This is a genomic window from Chryseobacterium sp. P1-3 (assembly GCF_000738495.1).
GTDB classification, from domain to species: Bacteria; Bacteroidota; Bacteroidia; order Flavobacteriales; family Weeksellaceae; genus Chryseobacterium; species Chryseobacterium gallinarum.
In genome coordinates this window covers 329,266-345,402 of the sequence record NZ_JPEQ01000004.1, presented here as the reverse complement: position 1 = coordinate 345,402, position 16,137 = coordinate 329,266, and the positions used below count along the sequence as shown (strand labels likewise).

General features: G+C 37.3%; 19 protein-coding genes and 2 pseudogenes. 6 read left to right on the top strand and 15 right to left on the bottom strand.

Annotated features, from left to right (window positions below):
- Positions 1-5: 5 nt before the first annotated feature.
- The 3 genes from HX13_RS04410 to HX13_RS04400 form a co-directional block, all read right to left on the bottom strand.
- Positions 6-851 (bottom strand): AraC family transcriptional regulator, encoded by an 846-nt coding sequence (locus tag HX13_RS04410; protein WP_050020052.1) that lies wholly within the window; start codon positions 849-851, stop codon positions 6-8.
- 305 nt (positions 852-1,156) lie between these two features.
- Complete coding sequence (locus HX13_RS04405) at positions 1,157-1,828, bottom strand: ankyrin repeat domain-containing protein (RefSeq protein ID WP_228377678.1); 672 nt, start codon at positions 1,826-1,828, stop codon at positions 1,157-1,159.
- Positions 1,829-1,841: 13 nt separating this feature from the next.
- Positions 1,842-3,176, bottom strand: a complete 1,335-nt coding sequence (locus HX13_RS04400) for an amidohydrolase (RefSeq protein ID WP_050020459.1) — start codon at positions 3,174-3,176, stop codon at positions 1,842-1,844.
- A 157-nt stretch (positions 3,177-3,333) separates the two neighbouring features.
- Between HX13_RS04400 and HX13_RS04395 the strand changes: the two genes are divergently transcribed.
- Positions 3,334-3,687 (top strand): hypothetical protein, encoded by a 354-nt coding sequence (locus HX13_RS04395; protein WP_050020051.1) that lies wholly within the window; start codon positions 3,334-3,336, stop codon positions 3,685-3,687.
- A 72-nt stretch (positions 3,688-3,759) separates the two neighbouring features.
- On the opposite strand, the gene hemL is transcribed toward HX13_RS04395, so the two are convergent.
- The 4 genes and pseudogenes from hemL to HX13_RS04375 all read right to left on the bottom strand — a co-directional run bounded on the left by hemL (position 3,760) and on the right by HX13_RS04375 (position 7,633).
- Positions 3,760-5,049, bottom strand: coding sequence for a glutamate-1-semialdehyde 2,1-aminomutase (gene hemL / locus HX13_RS04390; protein WP_050020050.1), 1,290 nt, complete (start codon positions 5,047-5,049; stop codon positions 3,760-3,762).
- Between the two features lie 68 nt (positions 5,050-5,117).
- Positions 5,118-6,178 (bottom strand): annotated as a pseudogene (locus tag HX13_RS04385) (glucosaminidase domain-containing protein).
- A gap of 14 nt (positions 6,179-6,192) precedes the next feature.
- Positions 6,193-7,101: a 1-aminocyclopropane-1-carboxylate deaminase/D-cysteine desulfhydrase gene (locus HX13_RS04380; RefSeq protein WP_050020049.1), complete on the bottom strand. Its 909-nt coding sequence runs from the start codon at positions 7,099-7,101 to the stop codon at positions 6,193-6,195.
- 205 nt (positions 7,102-7,306) lie between these two features.
- On the bottom strand, positions 7,307-7,633 hold the full coding sequence (locus tag HX13_RS04375; protein ID WP_050020048.1) for a hypothetical protein: 327 nt from the start codon (positions 7,631-7,633) through the stop codon (positions 7,307-7,309).
- A gap of 40 nt (positions 7,634-7,673) precedes the next feature.
- Between HX13_RS04375 and HX13_RS04370 the strand changes: the two genes are divergently transcribed.
- The 4 genes from HX13_RS04370 (at position 7,674) to HX13_RS04360 (ending at position 10,553) form a co-directional block, all read left to right on the top strand.
- Complete coding sequence (locus HX13_RS04370; protein WP_050020047.1) at positions 7,674-7,853, top strand: DUF5522 domain-containing protein; 180 nt, start codon at positions 7,674-7,676, stop codon at positions 7,851-7,853.
- Positions 7,854-7,858: 5 nt separating this feature from the next.
- Complete coding sequence (locus HX13_RS04365; protein WP_262483485.1) at positions 7,859-8,224, top strand: DUF4136 domain-containing protein; 366 nt, start codon at positions 7,859-7,861, stop codon at positions 8,222-8,224.
- Positions 8,196-8,387 (top strand): DUF4136 domain-containing protein, encoded by a 192-nt coding sequence (locus HX13_RS25325; protein WP_262483484.1) that lies wholly within the window; start codon positions 8,196-8,198, stop codon positions 8,385-8,387. Before HX13_RS04365 ends, HX13_RS25325 begins: the two co-directional genes overlap by 29 nt.
- 369 nt (positions 8,388-8,756) lie before the next feature.
- Positions 8,757-10,553, top strand: a complete 1,797-nt coding sequence (locus tag HX13_RS04360; RefSeq protein ID WP_050020046.1) for an endonuclease — start codon at positions 8,757-8,759, stop codon at positions 10,551-10,553.
- A gap of 72 nt (positions 10,554-10,625) precedes the next feature.
- Here the strand turns inward: HX13_RS04360 and tssD are convergent, their stop codons facing one another.
- The 3 genes from tssD to namA form a co-directional block, all read right to left on the bottom strand.
- Complete coding sequence (tssD, locus tag HX13_RS04355; RefSeq protein ID WP_050020045.1) at positions 10,626-11,030, bottom strand: type VI secretion system tube protein TssD; 405 nt, start codon at positions 11,028-11,030, stop codon at positions 10,626-10,628.
- Positions 11,031-11,191: 161 nt separating this feature from the next.
- Positions 11,192-11,470: a DUF2752 domain-containing protein gene (locus HX13_RS04350; protein WP_050020044.1), complete on the bottom strand. Its 279-nt coding sequence runs from the start codon at positions 11,468-11,470 to the stop codon at positions 11,192-11,194.
- 20 nt (positions 11,471-11,490) lie between these two features.
- Positions 11,491-12,543 carry an NADPH dehydrogenase NamA gene (gene namA / locus HX13_RS04345; RefSeq protein ID WP_050020043.1) on the bottom strand — a complete coding sequence of 351 codons (1,053 nt, stop codon included), beginning with the start codon at positions 12,541-12,543 and terminating at the stop codon, positions 11,491-11,493.
- Positions 12,544-12,650: 107 nt separating this feature from the next.
- Between namA and HX13_RS04340 the strand changes: the two are divergent.
- Positions 12,651-13,134: pseudogene (locus tag HX13_RS04340) on the top strand (cytidine deaminase).
- 174 nt (positions 13,135-13,308) lie between these two features.
- Here the strand turns inward: HX13_RS04340 and HX13_RS04335 are convergent.
- The 5 genes from HX13_RS04335 to HX13_RS04315 all read right to left on the bottom strand — a co-directional run bounded on the left by HX13_RS04335 (position 13,309) and on the right by HX13_RS04315 (position 16,133).
- On the bottom strand, positions 13,309-13,617 hold the full coding sequence (locus HX13_RS04335; protein ID WP_050020042.1) for a barstar family protein: 309 nt from the start codon (positions 13,615-13,617) through the stop codon (positions 13,309-13,311).
- 86 nt (positions 13,618-13,703) lie between these two features.
- Complete coding sequence (locus tag HX13_RS04330; protein WP_050020041.1) at positions 13,704-14,213, bottom strand: ribonuclease domain-containing protein; 510 nt, start codon at positions 14,211-14,213, stop codon at positions 13,704-13,706.
- 57 nt (positions 14,214-14,270) lie between these two features.
- A complete protein-coding gene (nadE, locus tag HX13_RS04325; protein WP_050020040.1) occupies positions 14,271-15,062 on the bottom strand; it encodes an NAD(+) synthase in 792 nt (263 codons plus the stop codon).
- A gap of 14 nt (positions 15,063-15,076) precedes the next feature.
- Positions 15,077-15,610, bottom strand: coding sequence for a GNAT family N-acetyltransferase (locus HX13_RS04320; RefSeq protein ID WP_050020038.1), 534 nt, complete (start codon positions 15,608-15,610; stop codon positions 15,077-15,079).
- On the bottom strand, positions 15,576-16,133 hold the full coding sequence (locus HX13_RS04315) for a GNAT family N-acetyltransferase (protein ID WP_050020458.1): 558 nt from the start codon (positions 16,131-16,133) through the stop codon (positions 15,576-15,578). Before HX13_RS04315 ends, HX13_RS04320 begins: the two co-directional genes overlap by 35 nt.
- Positions 16,134-16,137 lie beyond the last annotated feature (4 nt).

The following is a 16,137-nucleotide window of genomic DNA, read 5'->3' as shown; positions in this document are numbered from 1 at the left end:
ATAAATTATTCCTTGAACTGAGACGGGGTCATTCCTGTTTGGGCCTTAAAGAATTTTGAAAAGCTGGCATGATCATAAAAGCCGAGGTCATAGACAATATCTTTTACCGACATCTCGGAAACCTTCAAAAGGCGCTTGGCTTCCAGCAAAATACGATCCTGAATCAGTGAGGATGCAGAAGTATTAAGGTTCTTTTTGCAGACAATATTCAGATAATTGGCAGATATATTGAGTTTATCCGCATAGAAGGAGACTGATCTTTCTGTTTTAAAGTGTTCATCAATAAGATGTAAAAATTTGGAAATAATAGGATTCGAATTGTATACTTCAAAATCCTTAAAAGCGCCTTCTACAGATTGGCTTACCAGCAAACCTATCAGTTCGCTTCTTTTCTGAATCAGTTCCCAAAAGATTTTCCCGCCTTTTAATTCCTTTTGAATCGCCCGGAACTCATATAAAAAGGTTTCAAAAACTTCTCTGGAAAGATTAATTACAGGATGGTTTTGATAATAAGATGCCGAAAAGCGTAATGAGGGTAAAAAACTTTCAAACCAATCCCTGCTGATCATCAGCTGGTAGCCTACCGTTTCTTTTTCAATGATCCATTGATGAACCTGATCAGGAAAAACGAGATGAATCTGATGGTCTTTCACCTGATATTCGGTGAAATCTATGGTATGGGAACCTACTCCGTGTTCAAAAAGATTGATAATAAAAAAGTCATGTTTATGGGGATCATCAATAGAACGCGCTCCGTGAAGTTCGTTAAACAGCAAATGACAGCCGCTAAGCTGGTTCTCACTAAACTCCTGGATTCCTAAAATGGGAAAATAATCTGTATGATAACTCACGCTACCTGAATTTCTCCTAAAATTAATAAATTCCCGGGAGAAAAAATTAAAACAACCACAAAAGAAACAATATTGAATCTTTTGTGGTTAAAAAACACAACTAAATTATATCTCTGAATTATATCCTATTCAAATATGGTTTGAAAATAAAAATTTCATTTGTGGTACCATATTATTTTATGTTGTCCCGCTGATTTTGCAGCTTACATAGATTTTATATTTATCGGCCTTATGTCCTGGATCTGCGAGAATTTTTTAATCTTACTGAATACATTTGCTTCCCAATATTTACAATAGAGGTCTCTTTATGATTTTAAAATCCTGGCAATCTCCTTAAATCCTAATTCTTCCGCATGCTGCAAGGGAGTTTTCCCCGAATGATCCGGGATATTGATATCCGCTCCGTTGTCTTTTAAAATCCGTACGATATCCTGATATTTTTGCGTCCCGTTTCCAAGAATGACCGCTTCCATTAAGGCAGTCCATCCCAAACGGTTTACATGATTAACCGGAAAACCTTTTGTTTTCACTAAAACTTTCACCGTTTCCACATGTCCGCGTTCACATGCCGGAATCAAAGCGGTACCATTGTATCGGTTGAACACATCAAAACGGGCCCCGTTTTCCAGAAATAATTTCACCAATTCCGTCTGCCCACTTGCCCCGGCGTATAAAAACGGACTATCCAGTTGATTGTCCTGAAGGTTCACATCTGCTTTATGAGATACAAGCAGCTTTACCATTTCGACCTGTTTTCCTATTGTTGCAATCAGCAGTAAAGAACGTCCTCTTTTATCCTGGGTATTGATGTCTGCACCAGTATTCAAAGCAGATTTTACGGCAACAATATCATTTTTCTTTACCAGATTGACAATATCTTTTTCCTGCATCCTATTTACTTTTGAGTGGTTAGCGGACTTCTTTTCACAGGCACCCAGGCTTCCAAATGCCAGGAGAAACAATAAGACTTTCATCATTTTTCCATTTGAATTAAAAGACAATATTTCCGTTATGCACCAATGATTCCACATTTGAAATTCTGGATACTGCTTCAGCAGAGCAGCTTGCATCCAATAACACAAAATTGGCCTGATCACCTGCCTTAGGCCACTTCTGCGTTCCTTTATCATCCAGCGGAAGTATATTTCCCGTTGCCAGCTTGAGGCTTCTTGACAATAAAAACTCTGTTGAATACCCATACAACTGTGCCATCAGGTTAGCTTTCTGAAGGACACTCCCCGTTCCGAAGGTATTCCAATGGTCTACAATACTGTCATTCCCTGTTAATACCGTTACATTATGTTTATATAAGGTTGGGATCGGCATGATCAATCTCCCGAAAGGAATCGTAGAAACAACTCCGATCTGGGATTCTCCTAATTTTTCAGCAATTTCTTCTTGCTTTGCCGCTTCTAATTTGGCTAAAATAAAACAGTGGCTTAAGTATGTTTTCCCCTTCAAAGAAGGATTCTCACTGACTTTTTTAATCAGGTATTCTACGGTTTTCAATCCTGAATCCCCTGTCTCATGCAAATGGATATCTATTCCTTTTTTATGATCTAAAGCCAGTTGGATTGTAAAGTCTATTACTTTTTCAATAGTACCATCCACATTGAATGGATCTACTCCGCCAATGAAGTCAATATCCATTTTTGCAGCCTCTTTCAGATAAGGTACTGAATCTGTATAAAAAACTCCGTGTTGTGGAAAAGCCACCAGTTCAGCTTCGAAACCTTTCTTTTTATTTTCTAAAGCCTTTTGAAGATTTTTTAATGACTGCAGTTTTGAAGTAGGCTCAATATTCACATGGCTTCTGGCGTAGGAAGTTCCTTTTGACTGCAATAGTTCAATCATTTTTTCAGCTTTGAATGTTGAATTTTTCAGCATTTCGGGAAGCATTTTCTGTTCCAGCTCTATCATCCCCTTTACCCCTCCTGTTCTTTTTCTCACAGCCTGCCATTTATCTCCATAAAAGGTTTTATCCAGGTGAATATGCATATCTTTAAATGCCGGAAGCATCAGGAAACCTTTTGCGTCTATTGCTTTTGCATCAGGTTCATTAGGAGAAACCTTTGTAATTTTTCCATTATCAACTTCTATATAAAACAGACCGGTTTTCGTTGCTGTAACTTCTCCTTCCTCATATTCAAATCCCGTCTCAAGACGAACATTCTTAAGGCTTAATTTTCCTTTTGTCAAACTATTTTTCTCATTAAAAAGTGGTGATGCTGTCATAATACCAGGCATTAAAGTCAATCCGGCCATTGCCAACGCTGAATGTTTGATAAAATCCTTACGTGATATGCTATTGTCTGAGGTCTTCATTTCCAAACTATTTATGACAAAATTAAAAAGAACTGCCATCAACAAAGTGTACGGTTTATTACAAAATCTGTATGATTTATATTTCTTTATTCCATAAAAGTAGCTGTTCAGGATTTAAGATATTTTACATAATCTTTATTTTTGCAAAAAAAATTCTATGAAAAACATTTTAAGCATTATTTCAATATGTACATTCTCTTTTTTATCTGCACAAACAGGCATTAATACGGATAAACCTAAAGCTACCCTTGACATTACTGCCAAAAAAGAAGTTTTAACTATTGACGGATTATTGCCCCCGAGATTGACACTTGCAGAACTTACAATGAAAGGTAATCATTTATATGGAATGGAACAGGATGGTATAATACTCTATATCACGAATACTTCCGGAGGAGACAAGCTAAGTCAAAGAGAGTATATTGAAAGCAAAGGGCTTTATATCTTCGATGCTGAGGCGGCCAATGGAGAAGGACGATGGATGTGCCTGTTTTGCTATGGTACTTTATAATAGTTTTACAGACCAATAATAAATAATGGCTGTATCGAAGAAGATACAGCCATTATAGTTCTCAATATTTTATTATTTATTTGAATATTCAAATTTTCTTACGGCTTCCAGTGTCATATCAATTTCTTTATCTTTGATAGCATCACTGATGAAGTATGTTTCATAGCCGCTTGGCGGAAGATACACTCCGTTGGTCAGCATCTGATGGAAGAAATTATTGAACAATGAATGGTTGGCTTCCTGGGCTTCATCAAAGTTGGAAACTCTGTTGATATGGAAGAATACAGACATCATTGATCCTTTTCTATTGATTTTATGAGCAATTCCTTTTTCATTTAAAATTTTTCCGATTTCAAAATCCAGAGTTTCTGTAGTTTTATTCAATCTGTTGAAAAATTCAGGATCATTTTTAATCAATTGGAGGGTTTTTAATCCTGCTCTCATCGCCAATGGATTTCCACTTAAAGTTCCGGCCTGGTATACTCCTCCTTTGGGAGCCAGGTGATCCATAATTTCATTTCTTCCGGCAAAAGCTCCTACCGGGAGTCCTCCACCAATTACTTTTCCATAAGTTACCAAATCAGCCTTTACATTGAAAAGCTCCTGTGCTCCTCCGAATGCTAATCTGAAACCTGTCATTACCTCATCGAAAATCAATAAAGCCCCGTTTTCATCACAGATTTTTCTCAGGTTTTGCAGGAAATTGTTCTCAGGAAGCACACATCCCATGTTTCCGGCTACAGGCTCAATGATTACTGCTGCAATCTCTCCCGGATTATGCCGGAACAAATCTTCCACCTGTTCAAAATCGTTATAACGGGCTAATAATGTATCTTTAGCTGTTCCCTGTGTTACCCCCGGAGAATTCGGATTACCAAATGTTGCCGCTCCACTTCCTGCTTTAATCAGGAATGAATCTGAATGCCCATGATAACATCCCTCAAATTTTACAATTTTATCTCTTCCCGTATATCCCCTTGCCAATCTGATAGCGCTCATACATGCTTCTGTACCGGAAGAAACCATTCTGATCTGGTCGATATTCGGAACATTTTCGATAATGAACTTAGCAATTTCAGTTTCCAGTTCTGTAGGAGCACCGAAAGAGAACCCTTTTTCAGCCTGGATTTTCAGTTCTTCCAGAACTTCAGGATGCGTATGCCCCAAGATGGCTGGCCCCCAGGAATTGATGTAATCAATATAAGTGTTATCATCCGCATCGGTAAGGTAAGCCCCTTTTGCTGATTTCATAAAAACAGGGACTCCCCCTACTGATTTAAACGCCCGAACCGGGGAATTTACTCCACCCGGAATGTATTTGTAGGCTTCATCAAATAAAGCCGAACTTCTTTGGTATTTCATATATACTTTAGTTGTGGATTGACAGTTGTAGTTGGCAGCTAACTGTCAACAAAACTCTCAACAAAAAATTAGTTTCTTGGTTTTTTATCTATTAAATAAATCAATTGCCCTGCAGAAGGCTGTTGTCCTTCATCCATTCTGTTTTTGGCATATAATTTATGTAATTTGATTCCGAATTTTTGAGCGATATCATGCATATTTTCGCCTGATTCCGCTTTGTAAGTAGCCGTATTTCCTGAAGAGTTTTTAGATTCAAGGAAAATAATATCGTTTTTCTTCAGGATATTTCCCTGCAGTTCATTCCATTTGATCAGTCTGCTTTCGCTTACTTTGAATTTATTGGCAATAAACTGTACGTTGGTATCTTCAGGAATGATGATATATTTCAAACCATCGTTCGGATGGCTTTTGATAAGAATGGAATTGAGAATCTCAGCTTTTGTTTTGATCCTTTCCACTCTTTTCTGCTGTTGTGCATAAGAAGTCTGTTTGTAAGGAACTTCCACCGTTACAGGTTCTTTAGTTTTTTTTCACCGTTTTTGACGGGTCTAACTGCGCCATGAAAGTCCTGTCATCCTTCAGATCAGGATACATTTTAAGAACAGCATATAGTACTTCATTAGAACTGGTATTGTCGAATTCGTATAGTCTGTATTTTTCAATTTTGGAAATCAGAATGGAAGCGTAACGCGGATTGGTTGCATATCCCGCTTTTTTCAAACCATGGGCCCATGCCTTGTAATCTTTCATATCAAGCTTAAAAAGATTAGCATAGTATTTTCTGGTGGTTAAAAATATAGAATGATCTTCATAAGACTGCCTTGGGTCTTCATATACACGGAAGCATTCATTAGGGGCATCATCCGTATGCTTCATTGTTTTCCCCGTCCAGTCTTCTTTACATTTTATACCGAAGTGGTTTTTCCCTTCCAGAGCTAGTCTGCTTTGCCCGCCGCCGGTCTCCAAAAGACCTTGTGCAAGGGTAATAGAAGCAGGAATCTTGTATTTTTCCATTTCTTCTACAGCGTACTTTGCAAATTTTTGGATATACTGATCTTCAGTTGCCCACGTTTTGGGCTGAAAATTTTGATAAAACTAAAAGGCTTATTGATAGGAAAAGTCTTTTCATGTTTTTCAATTTACTTATATAATTAAATTTCTATATTGTTTTTCTAAAAGCAGATTAGCCCCCTCAATCCCTTGTAATCCACCTGTATGAAAGCATAAAATCCTGCTGTTTTCAGGAAAATAATTTTCATCAATCATCTCAAAAACCTTTTGCATCATTTTTCCTGTATAAACCGGTTCTAAAGGAATGTTATATTTCTCTTTGAAATCGTTGATAAAACTAACATTCTCATCACTTATTTTACCGTAACCGCCAAAACCTGAATCTATTAGATTGAAATTCCGTTTCAAAGTTAATTCAAATATTTTATTTTCCAATGATGAGTCATCAACTGCCTTAAACCCTATAACTTTCTGATTTTCTTCACAAAATTTTGAAATTCCGGCAATAGTTCCTCCCGTTCCGACTGCAGTGCAAAGATAGTCAAAATCTTTTGTTTGCTCATTGAGCATCATTTTGACGCCTTCCACGGCCTCCGGGTTGGTTCCCCCTTCCGGAATGATCAGTGCCTCAGGGAATTCGTGTTGTAAAAATTCGGTTAACTTTTCTTTATGGCGGTATTCTTCCCGGGTGACAAATTTCAGGTTCATCCCGTTTCTCTTGGCAAAAAGCAAGGTTGGATTATCGCGCCATTTATGCTGTAGCTCTTCTCCCCTGATAATTCCCAAGGTGGGAATATGTGCCAGATTCCCTACTGCTGAAACAGCTGCAATATGATTGGAAAATGCCCCTCCGAAAGTAATTATATAAGGGCTTTCAGGATTTTGATTCAGATAATTATTGACATTATAAAACAGTTTCCAATATTTATTCCCTGAAATACTGGGATGAATAAGGTCTTCCCTTTTCATAAAGAGCCTCACATTTTTGTCGATGGGTATTTCCTGGATGGGAATGGTTTCTGTCGGGAGTTGTAATAGCATTGTAACTTTGTCTGCTGATAATTATTATTGCAAAATTAACAAAAGATTATTTGCGGAAAATATTGCTTATTATAATGATTTTATGATGATGAATTTTGGGTTAAGTTCAGGTTTTGCTAAAGCCAGAAGTATTTTCATATTTTTATTTATTTGAGCGGGCTAAAGCCACTCCTATTGACGTTCATCAAAAATATTATCTGTCAGTCTAAAGGTATTTTCTGAAGTTCCAGAATTTTCTTTTCCTGAGGTAGCTCAAATCTCGTTCTTTGGCATAGGCTTCTCTTTCAAAAGAAATTCTTTGATAAGCCCTATCTGCGTTTTTAAGTTTGAAAAACCAATAATAATATTCAATAACATAAAAAATGTAGAAGAAAATAATAAGCATCTCGAGCTGTTGTCTCAAATGGATTTTTTCATGATTGATAAGTATTTTATTTTCCTTATCTTCGGGTTTCCTAACGAAGATAAAGGGAAAGAGAGCAATGCCATTAATTTTTAGCTTTTTTAATGGCTTTTGGCATACAATTATCATACTAACAAATATAAAAAGTTTTTTGACTTACGTTTAACTTATGGCCCATTTTGACATCAAAGAAGGTGAGGACTTTTACTATAATGAACAGGGATATAAAGTTTTTACGGAAAAATTCCATCTGAAAAGAGGATATTGCTGTAAAAGCGGCTGCAGGCACTGTCCTTACGGGTACGACAAAAAGACTGATACATTCATTAAAAATGATAAAAAAAAATAAATAAAATGAAAAAATATATTTTTATTTTGTTGGCAGCAGCTACATTAGGTTTAACGTCATGTAGCCCTTTTCAGGTACGTTCAGATTATGCTGAAACAGCCAATTTCAATTCTTATAAAACGTATAAAATAAGAATTGATGATTTAAAATTGAATGATATTGATAAAGACAGGGTTTTGAATGAGCTTTCAAGACAACTTCAAAGTAAAGGACTGCAGTCCGGAGAAAACCCGGATCTTATTGTTAACGTAAAAGCTAATCATAAAAAAAATCACAGATATCACTTCCAGTTCTCCTTATGGAATGTGGGGCTGGGGTGGTCCTTTCGGATGGGGTATTGGTATGAACAGAACCTGGACCAGCAATTATAATGAAGGGGCATTGGTTGTAGATCTTATCGATGCGAAAACCAACAAATTGGTATGGCAGGGCATCGGAAGCGGGATCTCCGTAGATTCACCAAGAGCGAAACAAAGACAGATTCCCGAAATCATGGCCGAAATTATGAAAAATTATCCGCCTCAAAGAAAATAAAATTGACCATTATTATAGATGCCGATGCAATTTGTATCGGCATTTTTTATTTGCCTAAAATAGCTATGCCAAACTTTGATGTGTTATGAATATTGTTGTAAGCTTTAGCTAAAGCCAATGGAATTTTGATCTATTTATTTGAGCGGGCTAAAGCCCTCTCCTATTGATCATCTACATTATGCTGAAAACCGGCAAAGATGCTGTAAAATAAATTCAGGCTCTATCTATAGGACTGAAGCTCACCCCTATTGATGTTTAACAAAAATATCATTTATAATAGATCAACCGAAGTGTCCTACATTTAAAATTAACCATAATGTAATTTTTTATTCATAAAAATGTAGTATTCTTGCTAAAAAGTATATTAATATGAAAAAAATTATCTTATTCTCTGTGTTTGCGGGACTTACGGGACTTGCCAATGCACAGGCTCCGGCAGGTTATTATAATTCTGCAAACGGACTAAGTGGTGCGGCACTCAAAACAGCATTAAGTACTATCATTACCAACGGTCATATAGATAAAGGCTACAATGGTTTGTGGACCGCTTATAAAACAACTGATATTGATAAGAATTACGAAAACGACGGTTCTATTCTTGATATCTATTCAGAAAAGCCTACAGGGCCTGATCCTTACCAATATACTCCGGGAAGTAATCAATGCGGGACTTATTCCACGGAAGGAAACTGCTACAACAGAGAACATATTATCCCTCAAAGTTTTTTCAGCAAGGCCGCTCCAATGGTCTCCGACATTCATTTTATCAGAGCTACCGACGGAAAGGTGAATGGCATGAGAAGCAATTATCCTTTTGGAAAAGTAGGATCAGCCACATTTACGTCAATGAATGGTTCAAAACTTGGTACTTCTGCTTCTTCGGGATATTCAGGAACGGTTTTTGAGCCGATTGATGAGTTTAAAGGAGATGTAGCCCGTATGATTTTTTATTTCGTAACCCGCTACCAGAGTAAACTTTCAAGCTTTTCTTCAGGAAATATGCTGGGAAGCACAGCCTTCCCGGGATTACAGACATGGGAGCTGAATGTTCTTTTGGCATGGCATAATCAGGATCCTGTTTCTCAGGCAGAGATCAATAGAAATAATGCATCATATACTTATCAGGGTAACCGGAATCCTTTTATTGATAATCCAGGCTATGTAAATCTGATCTGGGGTTCTCAGCAACCAAGCAATGATACACAGGCTCCAACTGCAGCTACCGCTTTACATGTAACCGGAAAGACATCAAGCAGCATTTCCCTTTCCTGGACTGCCGCTACGGATAATGTAGGAGTTACTTCTTATGCCGTCTACATGAATGGCAGTCTGAAAACTACGGTAAGTTCTCCTTCTGCAACCATTTCTGGCCTAGCCCCTTCTACAACTTATAATTTCTATGTTGTAGCAAAAGATGCTGCTGGAAATTCGTCTCCGAACAGTTCTTCCGTTTCAGCAACTACTGATTCAGGAACGACGTTTCCGTCTACAGGTTGTGTGAATGAAACTTTTGAAACCATTCCTACAGCCAGCACTTCTTCATATTTAACAAGAACATGGAGCAACGGAGGAATTTCATGGACAGCAACAGATGCCAGAACCGATCAGACGATCAGCAATAAAGCAATCACTGTGAGAAGCGGTTCTTTAACTTCAGGCAATTCCGGCAATGGAATCGGTTCTTTAACTGTTACCACTCAACTGAAGTTTTCCGGTAATAACGGAACTTTCGACGTGAAAGTAAATGGGACGACAGTAGGAACCATTCCTTACAGTGCAACAGTAACAACAACTACAATTAATAATATAAATGTTTCCGGTAATGTAACGGTAAGCCTGGTTAATAATTCCACAAGCAACAGGGTGGCTATTGATGATCTTAAATGGACCTGCTACTCAGGAACGGCTGCAAGACAGGCTCAGACAATTGCCCCGGAAACGGCTACTTATAAAATCTCTCCCAATCCGATCTCAAACCAGGAAATTTTTGTAAAAGGTGATGTTCAGGGTATCAAAAAAGCAGAGATCTACAATCTGCAGGGAAAGGCGCTTCAATCTATCGACAGACCTTTCAGGAATGGAAATTCCATCAAAATTAAAAATCTTGAACAGGGAATTTATATTTTGAAACTGGATAATGCTACAATGCAGTTTATCGTAAAATAAATAAGCATTTTAATAAAAAAAGACTGGTCTCTGAGTAAGGACCAGTCTTTTTTATTCTTTATAATAAGAGGCTTAGCCTAATGGCCAAAACCCTTCATAATAGGAACTCCCGTAACGGATGCTTTCTGCACTCACCACAAAGCTGATCAGCATATTATTGCTATCGATAGCATCAAAATCCACTTCATGTTGGATTACATATCCGTTTTCCCATTTCAGGGAGATCAATGTTCCTTCTTCGTGGGATTTATTGAAATTAATTTCTCCGGTAGTCGGTTTGTATTTACTGTTGAGTAAGGTTTCCAGAATATCAGATTTCTCTGTTGCTTCAATTGTTATTTTAATAAGTGCGTTTGACGGGTCAGATGCTACACGTCCTGAAACATCTGTAGCTCTTGAAACACTGTAATTAAGCTTTAATAACTTCTGACCTTCTCCTCCATTGAATTTTAAGATTCCTCTTGAATTTCCTGCCATATTTCTTAATGATTTCTTCCTGTATAGATTATAAAGTGTTATCTAACAAAGATAGACTTCAGGATCCGGTTTTTAAAATTTTCAGACCATTGTTTTATAAATTGTCGTAATTCTACGATTATTCCAGTGCTGAGTCATGTGAAAAATTAAAAAAAGCATGGTCAGTAATGCTTATAAAAATAAGAAGTTATCATAATAACAAGATTGATGGTAATTATTATCCATAAAACGGAGCCATATTTCCTTTTCCTGTCAATGAAGCTTAACGCCAATATTCCGAAGAACAGTAATAATGTATACACTGCGGGATACATTTTAAACGCTTCATAAAACTTTCCTTCAAAGACCAGCAGAATGGCTCTCTGAGCACCACACCCAAGACATTCTATCCCCAGATATTTCTTACTGGGGCAGGTCAGCATGAAATCTTCAATCTCCATTTCTATACTGTTTTATTCCATTATGAAGAAATTTTAGCTCTGGTATACTGATGAGGGAAAAAGCAGTTTTCTTTCATTTCAAATGAGCCTTGTACGGCAAGGTAGGGATTTCTTAGAATTTCCCTTGCCACGAAGATCAAATCGGCCTCTCCGTTTTGAAGAATTTCTTCTGCCTGTTCTGCTGTGGTAATTAAACCTACCGCTCCTGTTTTAACGGAAGCTTCATTTTTTACCTGTGAAGAAAAAGGAACCTGATATCCATCAAAAACAGAAATTTTCGCTCCATGTATATTTCCTCCACTTGATACATCTACCAGGTCTACGCCATGTTCTTTTAAAACTTTAGCCAATGTTACACTACTTTCAAGGTCCCAGCCATTCTCCGCATATTCTGTTCCCGAAATTCTTACAAAGAGTGCTGTATTTTCATTCAGTTCTTCATTGACGGCATCTACAATTTCAATCAGAAACCTGATTCTGTTTTCAAAACTTCCGCCATATTCATCCGTTCTGATATTGGATAATGGTGATAGAAACTGGTGGATAAGATATCCGTGTGCTGCATGGATTTCAATAATATCAAAACCGGCTTTTACAGCTCTTCCGGCTGCTCTTTTAAAATTCAGGATCTGCTCTTTTACCTCATCGGTACTTAACGCGTGTGGAATCCTTTCTGCCGGATGATAAGGGATAGAACTCGGAGCGATGGTTTCCCAGCCCTCTTCAACGGAGATTTGCTTATTATTCCAGGTAGAACCTTTCCTTCCGGCGTGGGCCAGCTGGATTCCTATTTTACTTTCTGAATGTGCATGCACAAAATCTACAATTCTCTGCAGTTCCTGAGCTTGTTCATCATTCCAGATTCCCATACAATGGTTAGTAATCCTTCCTTTGGGCTCTACACCTGTTGCTTCTACCATGATTAATCCTGTTCCCCCTTGTGCCCTGCTTCCGTAATGTACAAAATGAAAGTCGTTAGCCAGGCCGTTTTCACAGGAATACATACACATAGGAGACATTACCCAACGGTTTTTCAACTCTACATTCCTGAATTGTATTGGTGTATATAGCATTTTTATTTTTTTTAAAAAAATTCAACATGATTTTCAGAAGAATAAAATAATTGCCTACTTCATTAAAAAGAAGTAATTTTACCCCCCCTTTTTTTAGTCTACAATATATGAAAAAAGACATACAGATCAGTTACGAATATTTTAAAAATAGCAGTGAACTGAATGATATTGAAAATCAATTATTCAAAAGAGCAAAGGAAGCCCGTGAAAATGCGTATGCTCCTTACTCACAGTTTCTGGTAGGATGTTCCGTATTGCTTGAAAACGGAGAAATATACTCTGGCAACAATCAGGAAAATGCAGCTTTTCCTTCGGGTCTTTGTGCAGAAAGGACGACTCTCTTTTGGGTAGCAGCCAATTTTCCTAATGTAAAGGTGAAAAAGATCTTTGTCGTAGGTGGTCCGAAATCTTCTCACGAAAAAAACGCCACCAATTCCACCCTGCGGAGCATGCCGTCAAAGCTTAATTGAGTATGAAACGAAGCAGAATGAGAATATCGACCTTTATTTTTCAAGCATGAATGAAGAAGTGGTAAAGGTACATGCTGTGAAGGATCTGTTACCTTTTTATTTTGATTCGACCTTTCTATAACAGCGTGAAAAACAAATTATAAAAAACGAATACCATCTGATCAAATCAGCGGAAATTCTACTGTTTTTTTTTAATTTGTAACTCACGAATCATTCCATCAGGCATTTGTGGCAAACATAAAAAGAGATTGTTTCATTTTCAAACAATCTCTCTATTTTATTTATCTGTTACTAATTAATCCTCAGTTTCCGCATCTTCATCATCGTCTTCGTACTGTTCCAGATAATAGCTGAAGCTAAAATCTTCCACCTCCTCTTCAGCATCTTCCAGAGTTGTCAGCAGGTCTTCAAAAATTTCAAGCTGATCTACGGTCATATTAACGAATTCAAGGTGGAGGGGCATTTCCAGATCCCCAGTAATGGTATCAAAAAGTGCATCAAGATTATCACCAAAATGTTCAGGAAGCTGAATTTTTTCCTTTAATTGGGTATAAAAATCTTCATAATCACCTATGTCTGTAAAATCTATATATATTGTCTTCATATCTCTTATATTTAATTATAGTCTCATTTGAGATTGCTTCATCTTTACTCAGCTATGTTCAAAGCCTTATAGTCATTCACAATAATTTACTGCTTTTCAAAAGTTTTATAATGATTTTTAGTAAGGTAAACATCTCCGTTTTTAGTAAAGATTATTCTGTCTGCCTGTCTGCTGCCACAATGATAATTGACATCTGCCTCAAAATATTTTTCTCCCTCCGGCAATCTCTTTTCCCTGTTTCCGAATCTGTCGCCACCGATAGCTTTTCCGGGAAGTACCTCACAAAGGTTCCCTCTTGACGGGTTCCACCCTTGTCTTCTGGCCTCCCCTTTTGTGATATAATAATCCGGTAATCTGCGGTTTTGCTTTACATAATTGATCACGGTCTTTTCTTCCGTCAGTTTTTCAATGGAATCCGTATTTTCTGCGGTATGCTGATCTGAAGCCGCTGTACTTCCATAGTTCACTGTTTCTGTTTTTACAGTATTGGTCCGGCTATTTCTATCTTCAATAAAGTTTTTATAGACATACATCACAGACATCCCGAAAAGAAGCCCGAGAGACATAAAAAGTACTGCTCTTATTTTATTGTTCATAATAACAATTTATTAATATAACAGTCATGGTGTAAACTGTACATTGATCTGTTTATCCTAATCTCTCCATTCTTCCGGAATATCACAAACCGGAATAGGCTCCATTTTATGCTTTGCTGCTTTATGCATTCTGTCGAAGATTAAAAAGACTTCTTTGTCTCTGCCTTCATAATCTTCAGCAGCTTTAGTTCCGTATTCTTTTTGAATTTTTTCCAACTCCGGATAGGATGCCCCAATCTGTTGTTCGTCTGTTCTGTCCACATCCCACAGCCCGTCTGTAGGGATGGCTTCCTGGATGCTTTTAATCAGATTCAAGCCTTTGGCAAGAGTATATACTTCAGTTTTATACAGGTCTGCAATTGGAGAAACATCTACCCCGCCGTCTCCATATTTGGTATAAAAACCAATGCCGAAATCTTCTACTTTATTGCCTGTTCCACACACTAAAAGCCCGTTTAATTGTCCATAATAATAAAGGGTCAGCATTCTCAAACGGGATCTGGTATTGGCAAAAGCCAGTTTCTCATTTGGATATACATCATCTTTCACATCAAAAGTTTTATAGAGTTCTTCAAAAGCCGGTGTCAGATCTACAGACATCATTTCTACATTGGAGAATCTTGCCTTCAGGTCGTTCATATGATCCTTTGCACGATCTACCTGATCTGCTTTCTGGCGGATCGGCATTTCGATCAGTAATGTTTTTAAACCTGTCATGGCTGCTAAGGTAGAAACCACACCGGAATCGACTCCTCCTGAAACACCTATTACATATCCGTTTACTTTGGCCTTTGTTGCATAGTCCTTTAGCCATGCCACTATATGATCTATAACTTTTTGTGTCTGCATTATTGTTTATTTTTTTAATCTATTCCAAATTCTTTAGGGTATTTTACTACACCTTTTACATTTTTCAACCCGTCTTTTACCAATTCTATTGCCATCCCGTTTTCTTCCGGAATTTCAAATGAAAAAGAAATCCCAAAATTACTTGTTTTTTCGTAACCAAACCGCGGATAATAATTTTCATGTCCGATAAGAATTACTGATGTATACCCTAATTCTCTGGCTATCTGATGGCCATGAACAATTAATTTTCCTCCAACTCCCTGATTTTGGAAATCCGGTTTTACGGAAACAGGGGCTAGAGCCAGTGATTCAAAGGATGATGTACCGTTTTCAATTTTAATTTTTGTAAATAAAATATGGCCGGCAATTTCTCCGTTTTCATCTTCTGCCACCAATGACAATTGCGGGATAAAAGCTTCAGAGTTTCTTAATTTTTCAACAAGAAAATGTTCCTGATGATCGGTATGTTCAATATTTCTGAAAGCTTCTTCTATAAGTTGAAAAACTTGCTGCTCATCTTTTTTTTCTTCCTGTCGTATTGTAATCATTAGTTAAAAATTTTTCACGTTTTAATTCATACCAGAAACACTTTACACCGGCATCTTCAAATTCTCCAGTATTTTCAAAGCCTAATTTTGTTAAAATATAATCAGATCCTGTATTTTCTGAATCAGCATAGGCATAAATAGTATCTGCCTCCAATTCGTTAAATCCATAATCAAGGGATGCTATTGCTGTTTCCATTGCGTAGCCTTTACCCCAGAACTCAGGTATAAACCGATACCCGAGATCTAAAGTATTAACATACCCGTTAACAGGCTGTTTTAATAATTTTAATCCACTCCACCCTATCATCAGCCCGCTTTCTTTTTCAATGACCGCTAATCTTCCAACTCCGTTTTTTACATATTGTTTCCTGATCATCCTGATGGCTTCTTTTGATTCTTCAACGCTCGTTACGGGTTTACCAAGATATTTCATCACTTCAGGATCGGAATCCATGAGAAACATCCGTTCAAAATCGGGTTCTTCGAGCTCCCTTAAAATAAGTCTTTTAGTTTCTATCTTCATGATA

Bases quoted from the DNA above. Each gene is read 5' to 3' on its own strand.
- HX13_RS04405 (WP_228377678.1), bottom strand. From the start codon at position 1,828: ATGATGAAAGTCTTATTGTTTCTCCTGGCATTTGGAAGCCTGGGTGCC.
- HX13_RS04400 (WP_050020459.1), bottom strand. From the start codon at position 3,176: ATGAAGACCTCAGACAATAGCATATCACGTAAGGATTTTATCAAACAT.
- HX13_RS04395 (WP_050020051.1), top strand. From the start codon at position 3,334: ATGAAAAACATTTTAAGCATTATTTCAATATGTACATTCTCTTTTTTA.
- hemL (WP_050020050.1), bottom strand. From the start codon at position 5,049: ATGAAATACCAAAGAAGTTCGGCTTTATTTGATGAAGCCTACAAATAC.
- HX13_RS04380 (WP_050020049.1), bottom strand. From the start codon at position 7,101: ATGCTATTACAACTCCCGACAGAAACCATTCCCATCCAGGAAATACCC.
- HX13_RS04375 (WP_050020048.1), bottom strand. From the start codon at position 7,633: ATGATAATTGTATGCCAAAAGCCATTAAAAAAGCTAAAAATTAATGGC.
- HX13_RS04370 (WP_050020047.1), top strand. From the start codon at position 7,674: ATGGCCCATTTTGACATCAAAGAAGGTGAGGACTTTTACTATAATGAA.
- HX13_RS04365 (WP_262483485.1), top strand. From the start codon at position 7,859: ATGAAAAAATATATTTTTATTTTGTTGGCAGCAGCTACATTAGGTTTA.
- HX13_RS25325 (WP_262483484.1), top strand. From the start codon at position 8,196: ATGAACAGAACCTGGACCAGCAATTATAATGAAGGGGCATTGGTTGTA.
- HX13_RS04360 (WP_050020046.1), top strand. From the start codon at position 8,757: ATGAAAAAAATTATCTTATTCTCTGTGTTTGCGGGACTTACGGGACTT.
- tssD (WP_050020045.1), bottom strand. From the start codon at position 11,030: ATGGCAGGAAATTCAAGAGGAATCTTAAAATTCAATGGAGGAGAAGGT.
- HX13_RS04350 (WP_050020044.1), bottom strand. From the start codon at position 11,470: ATGGAGATTGAAGATTTCATGCTGACCTGCCCCAGTAAGAAATATCTG.
- namA (WP_050020043.1), bottom strand. From the start codon at position 12,543: ATGCTATATACACCAATACAATTCAGGAATGTAGAGTTGAAAAACCGT.
- HX13_RS04335 (WP_050020042.1), bottom strand. From the start codon at position 13,617: ATGAAGACAATATATATAGATTTTACAGACATAGGTGATTATGAAGAT.
- HX13_RS04330 (WP_050020041.1), bottom strand. From the start codon at position 14,213: ATGAACAATAAAATAAGAGCAGTACTTTTTATGTCTCTCGGGCTTCTT.
- nadE (WP_050020040.1), bottom strand. From the start codon at position 15,062: ATGCAGACACAAAAAGTTATAGATCATATAGTGGCATGGCTAAAGGAC.
- HX13_RS04320 (WP_050020038.1), bottom strand. From the start codon at position 15,610: ATGATTACAATACGACAGGAAGAAAAAAAAGATGAGCAGCAAGTTTTT.
- HX13_RS04315 (WP_050020458.1), bottom strand. From the start codon at position 16,133: ATGAAGATAGAAACTAAAAGACTTATTTTAAGGGAGCTCGAAGAACCC.